Below are 16,956 nucleotides of genomic sequence, written 5' to 3' on the forward strand. Positions count from 1 at the left end.
GGGACAGGCTCGCTGGGCACGGGGACGGACCTCATGCGCGGCCTCCTACTTGTCCTGGTCGAGGGTGTAGGTGCGGTCGCCCGGGGCGACCGCGGTCTGGGTACCGCCCGCGACCAGGGCGAGCCGTACGTGTTCGGCGAACGACTCGGCGTAGGCCACCCGCTGGGCGTCGGCCGTGTCGAGCGCGAAGGTGATGGGGACGGCGTCGGTGGCGTTGCGCCGCCGCTCGTCGCTGGACTGGCCCGGGTCGAGCGCGGTGAGCTTGCCGACGTCGAGGACGCGGGCGTTGGTCACGATGACCTTGGACTCGTCCCTGCTCTTCTCGTTGGCGGCCTTGAAGGTGGCGTAGATGTTGACCCGGGAGCCGGGGTCGATCTTGCCGGCCACACCGGTCGAGGCGTCGATCATGATGGCGATCTCCTGCTGTCCGGGCTGGAGTTCGGGCCGGTCGACGATCATGTCGGTCTGGAGCAGGGAGCCCTTCTCCAGCCGGGTCACCGCGATCTTGCCGCGGATCTGCGTGAGACTGGTGACGGCGGTCGCGGACAACCAGCGTCTGGGCATGGCGATCTGCTCGAACTGGTCGGCCGTGAGTTCCTTGTAGGGTGCGATGTCGCTCTTGAGGCGGTACGCCGTGACCTCGGGGCCGACCTTCGAGTTCACGTCGCGGATCACCGACAGCACTCCGGCGAAGGCGCCGACAGCGGCGAGGGCCGAGAGGACCAGCAGGATGACGCCACGGCGCTGGCGTGAGTTCATGACGCGGACAACCTCGATCGGAGCGGTGGGGGACGGGCGGTCGAGCGATCGTGCGGTCGTGCTGTGGAGTTGTGCGTTCGGGGTTACGTGCCGCCCCGTGGCAGGGCGCGGGCAGCGGTGACCGGCTGCTGTTCGGACGGCGGGGGCAGGGGCGCCGCGCAGAACCCGCAGCGGTCGCCGATGAGCTCCAGCCCGCACCAGTGACAGACCTCGCGTCGTACCGACGAGACGAGTTGGTAGAGCACGGACACGTCGTGCAGGCCCGCCGCGAACTCGACGAGCCGGCCGGTCCCCCACCACTGCCCGGACATCTCCGGCAGCGGCACGGTCGCGACACCCTGGACGCGCCAGGCGGGCGCGAGGTGGGCGGTGACCCAGTCCGAGGGCGGCTGACCGGCGGCGACGAGCATCCGGGTACCGAACTCGGGGCCCGGCAGCTCCTCCTGCCCGGCCCGTACGAGCAGCGGCCGGGGATGGGCGAGCACGCCGAACTGGGTGCCCGTTACCCATGATTTGGCGTGCGAGGCCAGCGGGACGGGGACGTGGTCGAGCTTGGCGACCGAACCGAGGAGGGCGCCCGCGTAGATGTAGTGGGCGAGCAGCCGCGCGGACGACGCCAGCACCCCAGGACTGAAGTCGCAGACGGACAGCTGCCGCAACTGCTGGGCGAGCAGGGCGAGTCCGAGGGGAGGCAGGTCCACCCCGAGGACGGCGATGCGGTCGCTCTCCAGGACGGAACGCACCGTACGCAGCCGCTGCACGGCCTCGGCGTCGCCGGAGGCGGGGTGCAGAGCGATCACGTAGCCGTGCTGCTCGACCAGTGCGTGCATACCGGTCAGGGACTGTTCGAGGGTGGGCTGAGGCTGGACCGCGGCGGGTGGCGTCTGCCGGTCGGGCGGCGGCAGCACCAGGTCGGAACTGGTGACGGCTATCGCGGTCGGCACGGCTGCACACCACCCCGTTCGCTGCGGCGGGGTGGTCGACCACCGCCTCAGATCGCCCCTGTGACGTCCAATTGCATCGTCCTGCACCAGCACCATATCCACGGCATGCCCCGCTCAACACCGAATCCGGAAGATCATCTCACCGAAGGTGCGGGCGCGATCGACACAGAGTAGGCGTGCATATCCCAACTCGGCACTTGTTCCGGGCCGTTGGCATCACCAGAGGCCTTGACAACCCAATTGGTCTGGACCAAATTCATTCGTCAGGCGGTGGCCACCGTTCCGCAATGCCCTCCTGCCCCCATCTCCCCCCTCGGAGGCCCAAGTGGACCGCACATCAGGGATACCCCGCCCCAGACGGACCCTCGCCGGAGCCGCCGTCGCAGCGCTCGCCCTCTCCTTCCTGGCCGCCGGTCCCGCGGCCGCCGCGGACGTGAACAACGCCAGGAACGCCGGGTTCGAGTCGGGCCTCGCCAACTGGACCTGTGCGGCGGGCAGCGGCACAACGGTGTCGTCACCGGCGCACGGCGGAACTGCCGCGCTGAAGGCCACACCCACGGGCCAGGACTACGCGCAGTGCTCGCAGACAGTCGCGGTCAAGCCCGACTCGACGTACACGCTGAGCGCCTGGGTGCAGGGCGGGTACACGTTCCTGGGGACCACGGGCACCGGCACCACGGACGTGTCGACGTGGACACCGGACTCGACAAGCTGGAAGCAGCTGTCGACGACCTTCACCACCGGCGCCTCGGCCACGTCGGTGACGGTGTATCTGCACGGCTGGTACGGGCAGGCGGCGTACTACGCGGACGACGTGTCGGTGTTCGGCCCGGACGGGGGCGGCGGCGGTGACCCGTCCCCGACCGTGCCCGCGGCCCCCACGGGCCTCGCGGTCTCTTCCACCACGTCCTCGTCGGTCTCCCTGGCCTGGAACGCGGTGTCGGGCGCGACGGGCTACAGCGTGTACCGCAGTGGCACGAAGGTGGCCGCCGTCACCGGCACCTCCGCGACCGTGACGGGGCTGTCACCGTCGACCTCGTACTCATTCCAGGTGACGGCGACCAACGCGGCGGGTGAGTCGGCCAAGTCGTCACCGGTGACCGCCACGACCGCGGCCACCGGCGGGGGCGGCGGCGGGACGCTCCCCAAGCACGCGGTCACGGGCTACTGGCAGAACTTCAACAACGGCGCGACGGTCCAGAAGATCGCGGACGTCCCGTCGCAGTACGACATCATCGCGGTGGCCTTCGCCGACGCCACGGGCACACCGGGCGCTGTGACCTTCAACCTGGACTCGGGCGGCCTCGGCGGCTACACCGTGGACCAGTTCAAGGCGGACATCAGGGCGAAGCAGGCGGCCGGCAAGAAGGTCATCGTCTCGGTGGGCGGCCAGAACGGCACGGTGTCGGTGAACGACTCCACCTCCGCGGCGAACTTCGCCAACTCGGTCTACTCCCTGATGCAGACCTACGGCTTCGACGGCGTGGACATCGACCTGGAGAACGGCCTGAACACGACCTACATGTCGCAGGCCCTGCGGCAGCTGTCCTCGAAGGCGGGCTCTTCGCTGGTCATCACGATGGCCCCACAGACGATCGACATGCAGTCGACGTCGAACGGGTACTTCCAGACGGCGCTGAACATCAAGGACATCCTGACCGTCGTCAACACCCAGTACTACAACAGCGGTTCCATGCTGGGCTGCGACGGCAAGGTCTACAGCCAGGGCTCGGTGGACTTCCTGACCGCCCTGGCCTGCATCCAGCTCGAGGGCGGTCTGTCCCCGTCGCAGGTGGGCCTCGGCGTCCCGGCCTCACCGAGCGGGGCGGGCAGCGGCTATGTCTCCCCCACGGTGGTGAACAACGCCCTGGACTGCCTGACGAAGACCACGAACTGCGGTTCCTTCCGGCCGTCGAAGACGTACCCCGACCTGCGGGGCGCGATGACATGGTCGACCAACTGGGACGCGGCCTCCGGCAACGCCTGGTCGAACGCGGTGGGACCGCACGTGCACGCGCTGCCGTGACGGTGGGATGACAGACGCTTCAGGGGCGGGACGGCTTGCGGTGAGCAGGCCGTCCCGCCCCTCCCGTCTGTGCCGGAAGGTCACCCCATGGCGGCCGCGAGGCGGACGGATCGCGGGGCCGGTGTCCCCTCCCGCACAGGTCTGTTGAAACATTTCTCCGGGTCCACCGCATCAATGAGATGAGGGCGGTCGGAAGACACCGAGAGACCGGGGGAAGAGATGCGGCAGGACCGGAGCGAGGGATACCCGGAGTTCGCGGCGGCACGTGCCGGGCATCTGTACCGGTCCGCCTGCCTGCTGACCGGCGGCGACACCCATCTCGCCGAGGACCTCGTCCAGGAGACCCTCGGCCGGGTGTACCTCCGCTGGGGCCGGATCTCCCGCGTCGACAACCCCGCCGGCTACGCCCAGACCATCCTCACCCGTACCTTCCTCGCCCACCAGCGGCGGCACAGCAGCCGCAAGGAGCGCGCCACCGACGTGCTCCCCGACGCCCCCGTGCAGGACACGCCCGGTGACATGCCGCTGCGGCTCACCCTGCTCGAGGCGCTCGGCCGGCTGCCCGCCAAGGACCGGGCCGTGGTCGTCCTGCGCTACTGGGAGGACCGCAGCATCGAGGAGACCGCCGCCGCGATGAACACCAGTTCGGCCGCCGTGCGCACACGCTGCGTCCGCGCACTCGCCCGGCTGCGCTCCCTCCTCGGCGGCGCCATCAGCGAGTACGCGACACCCTGACCACCCCGCCCCGCCCCGCCCCTGCCCCTGCCCCTGCCCCTGCCCCTGCCCCACCCGCAGAAAAGGCGGTTCGCCATGCCCGTAGAAGACCACGACCTCTTCGAGGACCAGCTCGCCTCGGCCCTGCGGCAGGCCGGCGACACCTTCGAGCCCGACCGGCACGCCCTCGTCGTCGGCGGCGAGGAGCGCGCCCGGCGGATCCGGCGCGGCCGGGCCGCCGTCGTGGGCGGCGCGGCCGGCGTCGCGCTGGTGGGGCTCGGCGCGGCGATGCTCCTGCCCGGCGGTCACGGCGCGGACGGACAGCAGCGGTCCGTGGCCGCCGGTCGGTCCACCCCCGCCGCCTCGGCCGCGCCGCGGACCACCGTGTCGGGCGCACAACTCGTCAGCACCCTCAAGAAGCTGCTGCCCGAGGGGCGTTTCAGCCAGGAGGAGGGGCGGGGTACGAACGACAAGCGGCTCCCGCTCGCCCGGGTCGTGTACGACGACGGCAAGGGCAAAGCCGGCATCGCCCTCTCGCTCGCCCGGGTCCCGGCCGGCGGTCAGGAGGCCGTTCAGAGCACCCAGTGCCCGGACAAGGTGTTCATCGCGTACGACGCCTGCACCAGCACCACGCTGTCCGACGGTTCCAAACTCATGGTCCTGCAGGGATACGAGTATCCGGACCGCCGCGTCGACACGAAGATGTGGAACGCCGAACTCGTCACACCGTCCGGGCAGCACATCAGCCTTCAGGAGTGGAACTCGCCCGCCGAGAAGGACGCGCCCATCACCCGGGACGCGCCTCCGCTGTCGGCCTCCCAGCTGAGGACGCTCGTCAGCGCACCCGAGTGGCGTGCCGCCGCCGACGCCATCCCTGTGCGCCCCGGGACGCCGTCGGCCGAGCCGGGCGCAACGCAGGGCGTCCCCGGCGGCTCCGTCTCCAAGACACTGGTCTCGCTGCTGCCCAAGGGGCTCCAGGTCGTCTCGAAGAGCGGTGCGGACGCCGGGTTCGGATATGCCGTCCTCGACGACGGAAAGGGCGCGAGCCTGGTCCAGGTCAACGTCCAGCCCGACATGTCGGACGTGGAGGGCCAGCTCTTCGGCGACGGCGCCAAGACCCTGCCCGACGGCACCAAGGTCGCCACGCACCAGGGGCCCGGTGAGAAGGGCGGACAGGGGGTCGTCATGTGGACCGTGGACACCATTCGGCCCGGCGGCTTCCGGGTGGTGATCAGCGCCTTCAACTCCGGCACCCAGCACACGTCCGCGACGCGTACGGTCCCGGTGCTCACCATGAAGCAGCTGGAAGCCATCGCCACCAGCGCGAAGTGGCGCACGCTGGGCTGACGCACGGCAACCGAAAGGGCCCCGGCGGGTGAACGCCGGGGCCCTTTCCTCGTCCGACGCCTGCGAAGACGCCCCGAACTGTGCCGGATCGGCGGGAGGCACCGCCCGCACATCCTCGCGAGGACGCCTTCGGCGGGTCCGGCCGGGCTGGAGAACGCCGACTGCATGTACCGCTCCATCGGGAAGGCGGCGCAGTACTGCAGCTGACGGCCCGGATCAGTCGTCGGCCTCCTCGAGGACGGCGGGCTTGTTCCCGCCGTCCTCGAAGTAGGCGTCCAGGACCTCGTCGAGCCGTGCCTCCCACTCCTGGAAGCGAGAGCGGGAATCGGCCTCGATCTCGATCGGGTACCAGCGGCGTTCCCGCGTGTGCACGGTCACCGTGAACCGCTTGCCGAAGCGCGAGGTCTCCGTCTCCACGGCACCGATCTCGTCCCAGCGGAACTCGCACTCCTGATCGTCCAGGCGGAGTTGTACGCCGCTGTGGTCCGCGACGATCCGGGCACGGCGGTCGGAGGCCTCGAAGACGGGGCCCTCTGGCTCGGACTCCGCCGGGGACTCCTCCTCGGGCTCCTCGGCGGGCTCTTCCTCGGGCTCCTCGGCGGGCTCCTCCTCCCCGGCCGGCTTCTCCTCGGAGGCCGGGGTGCCGGAAACCGCGCCGTCGGAGGCGGTCTCCTGGGTCACGACCCCGGACTCCGGGTCCTCCGGCTTGGCGTCCCCGGGTTCGCCGGACACGGGTGAGATGAGCCCGGGAATGAAGGCCGGGTCCATACCGGCGCCGTCCAGGGGCTGGCTGCTCGAACCAATGCGCTGCTCCACAGCGGGCAGTATGGTCGAAGATCCTGTGCCGGACACAGCCAGCCCCGGCATCGTTATACGAATCTTCGCTATACGAAGACACTCACCACGGCGGCCGCCGCGAACCCGGCCACCGACAGCACCGACTCCAGCACCGTCCACGTCCGCAGCGTGTCGCGCTCGCTGATGCCGAAGTACTTCGCCACCATCCAGAAGCCCCCGTCGTTGACGTGCGAGGCGAAGATGGAACCGGCCGAGATGGCCATGATGACCAGGGCGACGAAGGCCTGGGAGTGGTGGCCTTCCGACAGCAGTGGGGCGACGATGCCCGCCGTCGTGACGATCGCCACCGTCGCCGAGCCCTGGGCCACGCGCAGGACGAGCGAGATCAGGTACGCGAGGACGATCACCGGCAGGCCGACGTCATGGAAGGTGTCGGAGAGGGCCTGCGCGACCCCGCTGCCCTTGAGGACCGCGCCGAAGATGCCGCCCGCGCCGACCACCAGCAGGATGTTGCCGACCGGCTTGAGGGAGGCGGTGGACACCGTCTCCAGGGACTTGCGGGACCAGCCTCGGCGGATGCCCAGCAGGTAGTACGCCAGCAGCAGCGCGATCGTCAGCGCCACGAACGGGTGGCCGACGAACTCGATCACGGACCGACCGGTCGACGGGTCGAAGGCGATCGAGGAGAACGTCGCGAGGAGGATGAGGACCAGGGGCGTACCGATGATCGCGAAGACCGTGGCGAGCGGCACCGGCTTCTCCGGCGGGGTGACGCCGGCCGCCCGCTGTTCCAGCGCGAGAGCGGCCTTCGCCTCCTCCGCCGCCTCGACCATGTCCTGCGGAACGGGCACGAAGATCCGCCTGCCGATCCAGGCCGACCACGCCCACGCGGCCAGCACCGCCGGGATGCCGCAGACGATGCCCATCAGGATGACCATGCCGAGGTCGACCTTCAGCAGACCGGCGGCGGCCACCGGGCCCGGGTGCGGCGGCAGGAAGGCGTGGGTCATCGACAGGCCGGCGAGCAGCGGAAGGCAGTAGAGCAGGATCGACTTGCCCGTGGGGGTCCCCCCTGCTCGAGCGGAGTCGAGAGCTTGGGGGCGTTTGGCGGCCGCGTACACGATCGGCGCGAGCACGAAGATGCCGACGTCGAAGAAGACCGGGATACCGAAGATCAGACCGGTCAGGCCCATGGCGAGGGGGGCTCGCTGCTCGCCGAACAGGCCCAGCAGCCGGGACGCCAGCACCTCGGCTCCGCCGCTGACTTCGAGGACCGCGCCGAGCATCGTGCCCAGGCCGATGATGATGGCGACGTGGCCGAGGGTGCCGCCCATGCCCGACTCGATGAGGGAGACGGCGTCCGAGCGCTGGACCGTGCCGAAGAGTTCGGTGACCGACAGGCCCGCGCCGAGGCCGACGGCTATGGAGACCGCCAGCAGCGCCACGAAGGGCTGGAGCCGCAGCTTGATGATCAGGACGAGCAGCAGCGCGATACCGAGTGCGGCGACCGTGAGCAGACCGGCGGTGCCGTGGACGAGGGCGAGCAGGCCGCCGGTGTGGGGCGGGGGCGGAGGGGTTCCGGTGGCGGCCAGGAAGGGCATGGGCATGACAGGGAGACCTCTTGCTTCTCGTAAGGCCATGGAGCTTTCGGGCAGGGGGGATCGCGGCACGGCACCCCGGGGGTGGGGGGCGCCGCACCGTGACGGCGTACGGAGGTGCGGGGGGGGCGGACGCCGCGTCAGCCGAGGACGGCCAGCGCGTCGATCTCGATGAGGAGGCCGGCCGGGAGACCCACGTAGACGGTGGTCCGGGCGGCGGGCGGCTGGGTGAGGCCCTGCTCCTCGAAGTAGGAGTTGTAGATCTCGTTCATCTCGGCGAAGTGGTCCACGTCGGTCAGATAGACGCGGATCATCATCACGTCGTCCCAGGAGGCGCCGCCCTCCTGAAGGATCGACTTGACGTTGGCGAGGGTCTGGAGGGTCTGCTCGCGCAGCGTCGGGCCCGCGGGCGTGGGCGGCTTGCCCTCCTCGGCGGGCAGGAAGCCGACCTGGCCGGCGACCTGGAGGATGTTCCCCCTCTTCACTCCGTGCGAGAACCTGGCGGGCGGCATGGTGTGGGTCTTCGGCGTCAGGGCGATCTTGTCCGTCATACGGCGTCCTTTGCTGGTGTGTTGCCGGAGTACTCCCGGCTGATGGCGGCCGCGGTACGGCGCACCAGCGGAAGCAGGGTGAGGAGTTCGTCGGCGGTGACGACGACATTGGGCGCGGAGACCGACATGGCCGCGACGGCCCGCCCGTCGGCGCCGCGGATGGGGGCGGCGACGCAGTTGATGGACTCCTCGTGGCCGCCGAGGTCGGTGGCCCAGCCCTGTTCGCGCACGATCGCCAGTTCCTTCAGGAAGACGGCCGGGTTCGGTGTCGAACGGGCCGTGTACAGGGGGTAGTCGAGCTTCTCCACGACCGCGCGGCGCTCGGGCTCGGGCAGATCGGCGAGCAGCAGCTTGGCGACGGCCGCGACCGTGATGGCCACCGGCTTCCCGATCCGCGAGTACATCCGCACGGGGTAGCGGCTCTCCACTTTGTCGATGTAGAGGACCTCGTTCTCCTCGTAGACGGCGAGGTGGACGGTGTGCCCGCACTCCTCGTTGAGGCGGACGAGGTGAGGATGGGCGATCTCGCGGACGTCGAGGTTCTCCACGGCCTCCTGGGCGAGGGCGAAGAGGCGGGCGCCGAGGCGGTAGCGCTGGTCGGACTGGCGGTACACCAGGCCGTGCTCGTGCAGGGTGCGCAGGAGCCGCAGGGCGGTGGACTTGTGCACCCCGAGCCGGTCCGCGACCTGTCCGAGATCGGCGGGTCCCTCGGCGAGCAGCGGCAGAATGCTCAGCGCCCGGTCGACGGTCTGGCTCATGGTGTACGTACCTCCTCCTCGGCCCGTGCGTCGGCTTCGGACCAGCCGGGGCTGAGTCGAAGTGTCCCCCACCCGGCCTCGTCGAGTGCGGCCAGACGGTCGGCGTGGTCACGCGCGGGAGGGGCGGCGAGATCACCGGGGACGGTGAGGGCGGCGGCGGCCATGAGATGGCCGTGGCGGAGGCGGTCGCGGACGGGCAGGCCGCGCAGGGTGGCGGAGAGGAAGCCGGCGGCGAAGGCGTCCCCGGCACCGACGGCGGCCACGATGTCCACGTTCAGGGCGGGTACGGAGGTGGCGGTACCGGTGGCGTCCTCGCACAGGCCGTCGGTGTCCTTGTCGAGCGCCGTCGCCCCGCCCCTGCCCTGCTTGACGACCACGATCTCCGGCTCCGGCAGCGCCTCCCGGATCGCGCGGGCGCCGTGCAGCCCCCACGCCTGCCGGGCCTCGTCGTCCCCGACGAACACGATGTCGGCTCCGCGGGCCAGTTCCAGCAGCACCCGGGGCCCGTCGGCGTCACGCCACAGCCCGGGGCGGTGGTTGACGTCGAAGGAGACGAGCGGACGCCCCGCCCGGGGCGCCGTCAGCTCCCGCAGCAGATCCAGGCAGCCACCCGAGAGCGCCGCCGTGATCCCGGACAGGTGCAGCACCCGGCCGGAGCGCACCGCGTCCAGGTCGACGTTCTCCACCGCCATCGCCGAGGCCGCCGATCCCGCCCGGTAGTACGCCACCTCGTGGGCGTCGGTCGCCCGGTCCCCCGCCGTGCGGAAGTAGATGCCGGTGGGCCGCGCCGGATCACGCCGTACGGACGCGACGTCGACGCCGTACGCCCCGATGGCCTCGACCAGGTGGTCTCCGAAGCCGTCCGCCCCGACCCGGCTGACCCACCGCGCCGAGTGCCCGGCGGCCGCCAGCACACAGGCGACGTTGGACTCCGCGCCGCCGATCCCCCGCTCGAAGGACGGCACGTCGGCGAGGCGCCCCGGCCGGGACGGCAGGAACGTGACCATGGACTCGCCGAGCGCGACGACGTCCACGGTGTCCATGGCGTCCGGGGCGGTGGGCAGGCCGTTGGCGGTCACGATGGTGGTGGCTCCTCGTCGGACGGGGGTGCCCCTGCTCGAGCGGGGGCACAAGCTCGGGAACGGTCACGGCGACTCCGTTGACCGCATGTTGGCCGGGATGTTAGACAGCAGCAAGCGAGACACGCAACGACCGTTGCACATGCTGCAATGGTCGACCTCAAGGAGGCCCCATGGACGCAGCCACCGTCGCAGAACGCCTCGCCGCCCTCGGGGCGGAACGCGTCGACCACCGCTTCAAGGGCCTCCCGCCGGACGCCCAGGGCCTGACACTCGCCGAACTGGCGGCCGAGTGCCGCAATCTCTTCACCGGCGGCTTCACCACTCCGGTCCTCGCCCTGTCCGCCGAGCGGCTGGACCACAACGTCCGCCTCATGGAGACGTACGCGGCCCGCCACGGCCTCGCCTTCGCCCCGCACGGCAAGACGTCCATGGCACCCCAGCTCTTCCACCGCCAGATCGAGCACGGCGCCTGGGGCATCACCCTCGCGGTCCCCCACCAGGTGCGTGTGGCACGGGAGTTCGGCATCCAGCGGGTCTTCCTCGCCAATGAGCTCGTGGACCCGGCGGCCCTTCGCGGGCTCGCCGCGGAGCTCGCCGCGGACGAGGAGTTCCGCTTCATCTGCTACGTCGACTCGGTACGCGGCGTGGAGCTGATGGACGCGGCGCTGAAGGGGACAGCGCGCCGGATCGACGTGGTCGTGGAACTGGCGGCCGGTGAGGGCGCCCGGACCGGCGCGCGCACGGAGGAGCAGTGCGCGGCGGTCGCGGACGCCGTGGCGGCGACGCGGACCCTGCGGCTGGTGGGCGTGGCGGGGTACGAGGGCGAGGTGCCGCAGGCGGACCCGGACCGGGTACGCGCCTGGCTGCGCCGGCTCACCGCGCTGGCCGTGGAGTTCGACAAGGCGGGCCGATTCGCCGGTCTCGGCGAGATCGTGGTGAGCGCGGGCGGCAGCGCGTGGTTCGACGCGGTGGCGGACGTCTTCGCGGACATCCCGGAACTCTCCGCACCGGTGCTGAAGCTGCTGCGCTCGGGCGCCTATGTCTCGCACGACGACGGTCACTACCGCAGGCTCACCCCGTTCACCCGCGTCCCGGAGGAGGGCGGGCTGGAGCCGGCGTTCCGCCTGTGGGCCCAGGTGGTCTCCCGCCCCTCCCCGGAGCAGGCCTTCGCCAACGCGGGCAAGCGGGACGCGGCGTATGACCTGGACCTGCCCTTCGTCCAGGTGGTGCGCCGGGACGGCGAGGAACGGCCCGCCACGGGCGTCTCGGTGACCGCCCTCTCCGACCAGCACGCCTGGCTCCGTACGGCCCCCGAAGCGGACGTCGAGGTCGGCGACTGGATCGGGCTCGGCCTGTCCCATCCGTGCACGTCCTTCGACAAGTGGCAGCTGATCCCGGTGGCCGATGCGGACGGCACGGTCGTCGACTACATCCGTACGTTCTTCTAAGAGATCCGGCGTGGAAGAGCTCGTCATCCGGGACGCCGACGTCGTGGACGGCAGCGGGGAACCCGCCTACCGCGCCGACGTGGTCGTCGACAACGGCAGGATCGTCTCCATCGTCAAGGAAGCCGCGACGGCCGGCTGCCAGCGCCCCGAGGCCCGCCGCGAGCTGGACGCGGAGGGCCTGGTCCTCTCCCCCGGCTTCATCGACATGCACGCCCACAGCGACCTGGCCCTGCTGCGCGACCCGGACCACAGCGCCAAGGTCGCGCAGGGCGTGACGCTCGAGGTCGTCGGGCAGGACGGGCTGTCGTACGCCCCGGTCGACGACCGTACGCTCGCCGAGGTGCGCCGCGCGATCACCGGCTGGAACGGGTACGGCGACGACATCGACTTCACCTGGCGGTCCGTCGGCGAGTACCTGGACCGTCTGGACGAGGGCATCGCGGTCAACGCCGCGTATCTGATCCCGCAGGGCACGGTCCGGATGCTGGCCGTCGGCTGGGAGGACCGGGAGGCGACGGCCGAGGAGCTCGACCAGATGCGGCGACTGGTCGCGGAGGGGATGGAGCAGGGCGCCGTCGGCATGTCGTCCGGGCTCACCTACACGCCCGGCATGTACGCCCCGGACACCGAACTGGCCGACCTGTGCCGGGTGGTGGCCTCCTACGGCGGCTACTACTGCCCGCACCACCGCTCGTACGGGGCGGGCGCCCTCGGGGCCTACGAGGAGATGGTGGCCCTGACCCGCGAGGCCGGCTGTGCGCTGCACCTCGCCCACGCCACCATGAACTTCGGCGTGAACAAGGGCCGCGCCCCCGAACTGCTGTCCCTGCTGGACGCGGCGCTCGCGGCGGGCGCGGACATCACGCTGGACACCTATCCCTACACCCCGGGCTCGACGACGCTGGCCGCGATGCTGCCCAGTTGGGCGAGCGAGGGCGGCCCCGAGGAGATCCTCGCGCGGCTCGCCGACGACGCGGTTGCCGAGCGGATCCGGCACGACATGGAGGTCACCGGGGCCGACGGCTGCCATGGCGTCCCCATCGAGTGGGACACGATCGAGATCTCCGGGGTGAGCGGGCCCGGGCTCGCCGCCTACATCGGCCGGACCGTCCAGGAGTCGGCGGACCTGCGCGGCGAGGCCCCGTGGACGACAGCCCGGCGGCTGCTGGTCGAGGACCGGCTCGGCCCCACGATCCTGCAGCACGTGGGCCATGAGCAGAACGTGCGGGCGATCATGCGCCACCGGGTCCACACCGGCGGCTCGGACGGCATCCTCCAGGGGACGAAACCGCACCCGCGCGCCTACGGCGCGTTCCCGCACTATCTCGGCCGGTATGTGAGGGAGTTGGGAGTGCTGTCGCTGGAGGAGTGCGTCGCCCACCTCACCTCGCGGCCGGCGGCCCGGCTGCGGCTGCCGGACCGCGGCCTGGTCCGTGAGGGACACCGCGCGGACCTGGTCCTCTTCGACCCGGCCACGGTGGCCGCGGGCGCCACCTTCGAGCGGCCGCGCACCCTTCCCACGGGCATCCCGTACGTCCTGGTCGACGGCCGCTTCGCGATCGAGGACGGGCGCAGGACGGACGTCCTCGCCGGGCGGGCGGTCCGCCGGACTCCGGTGTGACCGCCCGCCCCGCGCCTTCGGCGCCGGATGCTACGGCTTTGGCAGGACGCAGCCGCTGGCGTTCAGGTTCAGCTTGTTGCCGGTGCCGAAGCAGGCGGGGATCTGGTACGTCTCCTCGGCGTAGTTGCTGCTCTGACGGACGTTCACGTTGCCGCTCGCGTCGACCTCGCAGGGGTGTCCCCTCTGGATGACGGGGAGGACCGGAGGTCTCCCTGCCCTCCCTGGTTTGTCATGCGCATTGTCAGCAGTGGGGCGTACGGGGGCAAGGAGCGGTTTTCGGCCGCTTCAGGCGGCTGCTGGGACCGCCGCGGTGCCCACGCATACGGGACGGACCGGCGGCACCCTCACGGCAGCCGCCGGCCGCCTTGCGGCAGGCTCGGCTACCTGGGCCTCTTGGTGGGCCCGTGCCCATGGCCCGGCCTGCCCTGCCAGTCACCGTCACCCCAGCCGCCGTCGCCCGCGGTGGCGGAGGGGCTCTGGCTGGTGGGCGCCGGGGAGGAGGAGGCGGGCGCGGAACTGGTCGCCGGGGAGGCGGCCCGGGAGGCGGCGGCCGTCGGCGACACCTTGGCGGCCGCCGACGATTCGCGGGTACTGGGCGGCTGTGCGGCGACGGACGAGGAGGCGGCGGCGGACCCGTCCGCGTCCGACGCGGACGGGGTGGTCAGCGCCGGCGACGAGGACGGCGCGGCCTTCGGCCGTGCGGGCTCGCCGGCATCACCCGGCGCGCCCGAGGAGCCGGAACCGAAGCCGCCGGCGAGCGCGACGGCGATGCCCACGGCGCCCAGCGCGCCGACGGCGACGGCCGCCCGGCGAGGCAGCCCGGAGCGGCGCTGCGCGAGCCGCGCCTGCCGGCGCGAGCCGGCCTCCGGCCGGGGCGTCACGGGGGCCGGCGCATCGGGGACCGGGGCATCGGGGACCGGGGCATCGGGGACCGGGACATCGGGGATCGGGGGCAGCTTCTGCGTCTCGTCGTAGGCGTTCTGCCAGCCATGGGCGGCCGCGGGGTCGTTGTACTGCTCGTACTCGGGCTCCGTCGCGGCATTCGGGTGGTACACGTTCGGGGGACCCTGTGGGCCACCGTTCGCCGGGTGTGCCCCCTCCGTGGCGTACCCACCCCCCGCACCGTTCGCGGCATTCGCCCCGTCGGCCCCGCCGTCGTGCCCCTGCTCCCATGCCATGGGCGTGCATTTTAGGGGCGGGAGTGATCCGTGGGGCAGTTACCGTCGATAACCGCTCAAACCCACCGTGCCCCACGTGGTGGAAAACACGGGGCGCGAGGCGGTACGCGGCCGTAAGCTCACGAACATGCAGGTGATCCAGTCCACGAAGCTCGCCAACGTCTGCTACGAGATCCGGGGCCCGGTTCTCGAGGAGGCCATGCGACTGGAGGCCGCGGGCCACCGCATCCTCAAGCTCAACACCGGCAACCCGGCCGCCTTCGGCTTCGAGTGCCCGCCCGAGATCCTCGAGGACATCCTGCGCAACGTCTCGACGGCGCACGGGTACGGCGACGCCAAGGGCCTGCTCGCGGCCCGCCGGGCGGTCGTGATGCACAACCAGACCCTCGGCATCGAGACGGACGTCGAGCACGTCTTCATCGGCAACGGCGTCTCCGAGCTGATCGTGATGGCGATGCAGGGCCTGCTGGACGACGGCGACGAGGTACTCGTGCCGGCCCCCGACTACCCCTTGTGGACGGCCGCCGTGTCGCTGTCGGGCGGTACGGCCGTGCACTACCGCTGCGACGAGCAGTCGGACTGGATGCCGGACCTCGCTGACGTGGAGCGGAAGGTCACCGACCGCACCAAGGCGATCGTCATCATCAACCCCAACAACCCGACGGGCGCCGTCTACGACGAGGCGGTGCTCCGCGGCCTGACGGACATCGCGCGCCGGCACAACCTCCTCGTCTGCTCCGACGAGATCTACGACAAGATCCTCTACGACGGCGCGACACACACGCCGACGGCGGCGGTGGCCCCGGACCTGCTGACCCTCACCTTCAACGGCATGTCGAAGGCGTACCGGGTGGCGGGATACCGGGTGGGCTGGATGTCGATCTCGGGCCCCCTGGCGCACGCGGCGTCGTACATCGAGGGGCTGACCATCCTCGCCAACATGCGACTGTGCGCGAACATGCCGGGTCAGCACGGTGTGGTGGCGGCGCTCAGCGGCCGTCAGACGATCAACGAGCTGGTACTGCCGGGCGGGCGCCTGAAGGAGCAGCGGGACGCGGCGTACGAGCTGCTCACGCAGATCCCGGGTGTGTCATGCGTCAAGCCGAAGGGGGCGCTGTACCTCTTCCCCCGCCTCGACCCCAGGGTCTTCAAGATCAAGGACGATCGCCAGATGGTCCTGGACCTGCTGCGCCGCGAGAAGATCATGGTCGTGCAGGGGACGGGCTTCAACTGGCCGGAGCCCGATCACTTCCGGGTGGTGACACTGCCGACCGTGGGGGACCTGACATCGGCGATGACCCGCATAGGGGACTTCCTGGACGGCTACAGCCAGCCCTGAAGCTCACCGTGCGTGTTCGGTGCACACGTTGTGCGATCCGGCTCAACTTTAGACGAAATCCAAGCTAGGATGGTTTCCTGTCAGAGCACAGGAGGCCGTCCCATGTACGAACCGATCCGCACCAAGTCGGTCCACACGAGGGCCGGCACCACCCCCGACTTCCCGCACCGTTCACGCGAGGAGGAGCTGGACATCCAGCTCGCGGGCCATCTGGCGGCACTACTCGCGGTGACGGACGAGCTGCGCGCGCTGGAGCCCTCCGGGGAGCTGGATACGGCCGCCGAGCGACTGGCCTGCCAGGTGGCACGGCTGCGATGGGGGTCCCCCCTGCCCGAGCGCAGCCGAGAGCTTGGGGGAGGAGTGCCGCCGACCCGTGCGGCACGAGCTGCACACGGCGACGCGTCGCGGGTCATGGAACTGCACCGGCGCGCCCACGCGCTGGCGGGCCGTGCCCTGGTGGTCGCGGCGTCCCGCGCCGACACGGCCGCGGCGATCCTGTCCGCCGAACGCATGGACGCGCACACCGCCGCGCTGGCCGGGCCCCGGGCGCCCATCGCCGCCGGCTGATCCCTCCGGGCCGCGACGAGCGGCCCCCTCGGACGGCCCCGGTCCGCGTGCACCCGCAGCGACGCGCGGACCGGGCGCCACGAACGTGCAGTGGGCGCTGGGGTGCTGCGGGAATCCGCGCCGCCCGCCGCGCAAACATGTAGGCAAGCAGCCAGCGCTGGCCGTTGGCACGGCACAGGCGCGCCAGACTTCCTCGCCTCCCTGTCGCGCATCCCGCCGCCGACGA

At 71.3% G+C, this 16,956-nt stretch carries 15 protein-coding genes and 1 pseudogene; 7 read left to right on the forward strand and 9 right to left on the reverse strand.

Features of this window, described 5'->3' with window-relative positions; translation table 11 throughout:
- Positions 1-45: 45 nt before the first annotated feature.
- Positions 46-759, reverse strand: coding sequence for a Flp pilus assembly protein CpaB (cpaB, locus tag ACZ3TS_RS04610; protein ID WP_467613596.1), 714 nt, complete (start codon positions 757-759; stop codon positions 46-48).
- 83 nt (positions 760-842) lie between these two features.
- Entirely contained in the window at positions 843-1,703 is an 861-nt protein-coding gene (locus ACZ3TS_RS04615) for a hypothetical protein (protein ID WP_467613597.1), read from the reverse strand.
- A 325-nt stretch (positions 1,704-2,028) separates the two neighbouring features.
- Here ACZ3TS_RS04615 and ACZ3TS_RS04620 point away from each other — a divergent pair, with 325 nt between their 5' ends.
- From ACZ3TS_RS04620 to ACZ3TS_RS04630, 3 genes are all read left to right on the forward strand, one after another.
- Positions 2,029-3,729 carry a chitinase gene (locus ACZ3TS_RS04620; RefSeq protein ID WP_467613598.1) on the forward strand — a complete coding sequence of 567 codons (1,701 nt, stop codon included), beginning with the start codon at positions 2,029-2,031 and terminating at the stop codon, positions 3,727-3,729.
- Between the two features lie 219 nt (positions 3,730-3,948).
- Positions 3,949-4,464: a SigE family RNA polymerase sigma factor gene (locus ACZ3TS_RS04625; RefSeq protein ID WP_467613599.1), complete on the forward strand. Its 516-nt coding sequence runs from the start codon at positions 3,949-3,951 to the stop codon at positions 4,462-4,464.
- Between the two features lie 75 nt (positions 4,465-4,539).
- Positions 4,540-5,790 carry a hypothetical protein gene (locus tag ACZ3TS_RS04630; RefSeq protein WP_467613600.1) on the forward strand — a complete coding sequence of 417 codons (1,251 nt, stop codon included), beginning with the start codon at positions 4,540-4,542 and terminating at the stop codon, positions 5,788-5,790.
- A 216-nt stretch (positions 5,791-6,006) separates the two neighbouring features.
- Here the strand turns inward: ACZ3TS_RS04630 and ACZ3TS_RS04635 are convergent, their stop codons facing one another.
- The 5 genes from ACZ3TS_RS04635 to ACZ3TS_RS04655 form a co-directional block, all read right to left on the reverse strand.
- Entirely contained in the window at positions 6,007-6,606 is a 600-nt protein-coding gene (locus ACZ3TS_RS04635; protein WP_467613601.1) for a hypothetical protein, read from the reverse strand.
- 68 nt (positions 6,607-6,674) lie between these two features.
- Positions 6,675-8,195, reverse strand: coding sequence for a GntP family permease (locus ACZ3TS_RS04640; protein ID WP_467613602.1), 1,521 nt, complete (start codon positions 8,193-8,195; stop codon positions 6,675-6,677).
- Positions 8,196-8,326: 131 nt separating this feature from the next.
- Positions 8,327-8,737, reverse strand: coding sequence for a RidA family protein (locus ACZ3TS_RS04645; protein WP_467613603.1), 411 nt, complete (start codon positions 8,735-8,737; stop codon positions 8,327-8,329).
- On the reverse strand, positions 8,734-9,495 hold the full coding sequence (locus tag ACZ3TS_RS04650) for an IclR family transcriptional regulator (RefSeq protein ID WP_467613604.1): 762 nt from the start codon (positions 9,493-9,495) through the stop codon (positions 8,734-8,736). Before ACZ3TS_RS04650 ends, ACZ3TS_RS04645 begins: the two co-directional genes overlap by 4 nt.
- Complete coding sequence (locus tag ACZ3TS_RS04655) at positions 9,492-10,538, reverse strand: sugar kinase (protein ID WP_467613658.1); 1,047 nt, start codon at positions 10,536-10,538, stop codon at positions 9,492-9,494. The genes ACZ3TS_RS04650 and ACZ3TS_RS04655 overlap by 4 nt, the downstream gene beginning before the upstream one ends.
- Before the next feature lie 209 nt (positions 10,539-10,747).
- Here ACZ3TS_RS04655 and ACZ3TS_RS04660 point away from each other — a divergent pair, with 209 nt between their 5' ends.
- The gene (locus ACZ3TS_RS04660; RefSeq protein ID WP_467613605.1) at positions 10,748-12,025 is read left to right on the forward strand and encodes an amino acid deaminase; all 1,278 of its coding nucleotides are present in this window, start codon (positions 10,748-10,750) and stop codon (positions 12,023-12,025) included.
- A gap of 10 nt (positions 12,026-12,035) precedes the next feature.
- Positions 12,036-13,646: an N-acyl-D-amino-acid deacylase family protein gene (locus ACZ3TS_RS04665; protein WP_467613606.1), complete on the forward strand. Its 1,611-nt coding sequence runs from the start codon at positions 12,036-12,038 to the stop codon at positions 13,644-13,646.
- 30 nt (positions 13,647-13,676) lie between these two features.
- Here ACZ3TS_RS04665 and ACZ3TS_RS04670 read toward each other — a convergent pair.
- Positions 13,677-13,823, reverse strand: a pseudogene (locus ACZ3TS_RS04670) (serine protease); the annotation flags it as partial.
- Between the two features lie 203 nt (positions 13,824-14,026).
- The gene (locus ACZ3TS_RS04675; protein WP_467613607.1) at positions 14,027-14,824 is read right to left on the reverse strand and encodes a hypothetical protein; all 798 of its coding nucleotides are present in this window, start codon (positions 14,822-14,824) and stop codon (positions 14,027-14,029) included.
- A gap of 127 nt (positions 14,825-14,951) precedes the next feature.
- Here ACZ3TS_RS04675 and ACZ3TS_RS04680 point away from each other — a divergent pair, with 127 nt between their 5' ends.
- Both ACZ3TS_RS04680 and ACZ3TS_RS04685 read left to right on the forward strand, forming a co-directional pair.
- Complete coding sequence (locus ACZ3TS_RS04680; RefSeq protein ID WP_467613659.1) at positions 14,952-16,163, forward strand: pyridoxal phosphate-dependent aminotransferase; 1,212 nt, start codon at positions 14,952-14,954, stop codon at positions 16,161-16,163.
- A gap of 102 nt (positions 16,164-16,265) precedes the next feature.
- Positions 16,266-16,730 carry an SCO4983 family protein gene (locus ACZ3TS_RS04685; protein WP_467613608.1) on the forward strand — a complete coding sequence of 155 codons (465 nt, stop codon included), beginning with the start codon at positions 16,266-16,268 and terminating at the stop codon, positions 16,728-16,730.
- The last annotated feature ends 226 nt before the right edge of the window (positions 16,731-16,956 follow it).

The organism is Streptomyces sp. NPDC022910 (assembly GCF_055561075.1).

Bases quoted from the DNA above. Each gene is read 5' to 3' on its own strand.
- cpaB (WP_467613596.1), bottom strand. From the start codon at position 759: ATGAACTCACGCCAGCGCCGTGGCGTCATCCTGCTGGTCCTCTCGGCC.
- ACZ3TS_RS04625 (WP_467613599.1), top strand. From the start codon at position 3,949: ATGCGGCAGGACCGGAGCGAGGGATACCCGGAGTTCGCGGCGGCACGT.
- ACZ3TS_RS04630 (WP_467613600.1), top strand. From the start codon at position 4,540: ATGCCCGTAGAAGACCACGACCTCTTCGAGGACCAGCTCGCCTCGGCC.
- ACZ3TS_RS04640 (WP_467613602.1), bottom strand. From the start codon at position 8,195: ATGCCCATGCCCTTCCTGGCCGCCACCGGAACCCCTCCGCCCCCGCCC.
- ACZ3TS_RS04645 (WP_467613603.1), bottom strand. From the start codon at position 8,737: ATGACGGACAAGATCGCCCTGACGCCGAAGACCCACACCATGCCGCCC.
- ACZ3TS_RS04650 (WP_467613604.1), bottom strand. From the start codon at position 9,495: ATGAGCCAGACCGTCGACCGGGCGCTGAGCATTCTGCCGCTGCTCGCC.
- ACZ3TS_RS04655 (WP_467613658.1), bottom strand. From the start codon at position 10,538: ATGGACACCGTGGACGTCGTCGCGCTCGGCGAGTCCATGGTCACGTTC.
- ACZ3TS_RS04660 (WP_467613605.1), top strand. From the start codon at position 10,748: ATGGACGCAGCCACCGTCGCAGAACGCCTCGCCGCCCTCGGGGCGGAA.
- ACZ3TS_RS04675 (WP_467613607.1), bottom strand. From the start codon at position 14,824: ATGGCATGGGAGCAGGGGCACGACGGCGGGGCCGACGGGGCGAATGCC.
- ACZ3TS_RS04680 (WP_467613659.1), top strand. From the start codon at position 14,952: ATGCAGGTGATCCAGTCCACGAAGCTCGCCAACGTCTGCTACGAGATC.
- ACZ3TS_RS04685 (WP_467613608.1), top strand. From the start codon at position 16,266: ATGTACGAACCGATCCGCACCAAGTCGGTCCACACGAGGGCCGGCACC.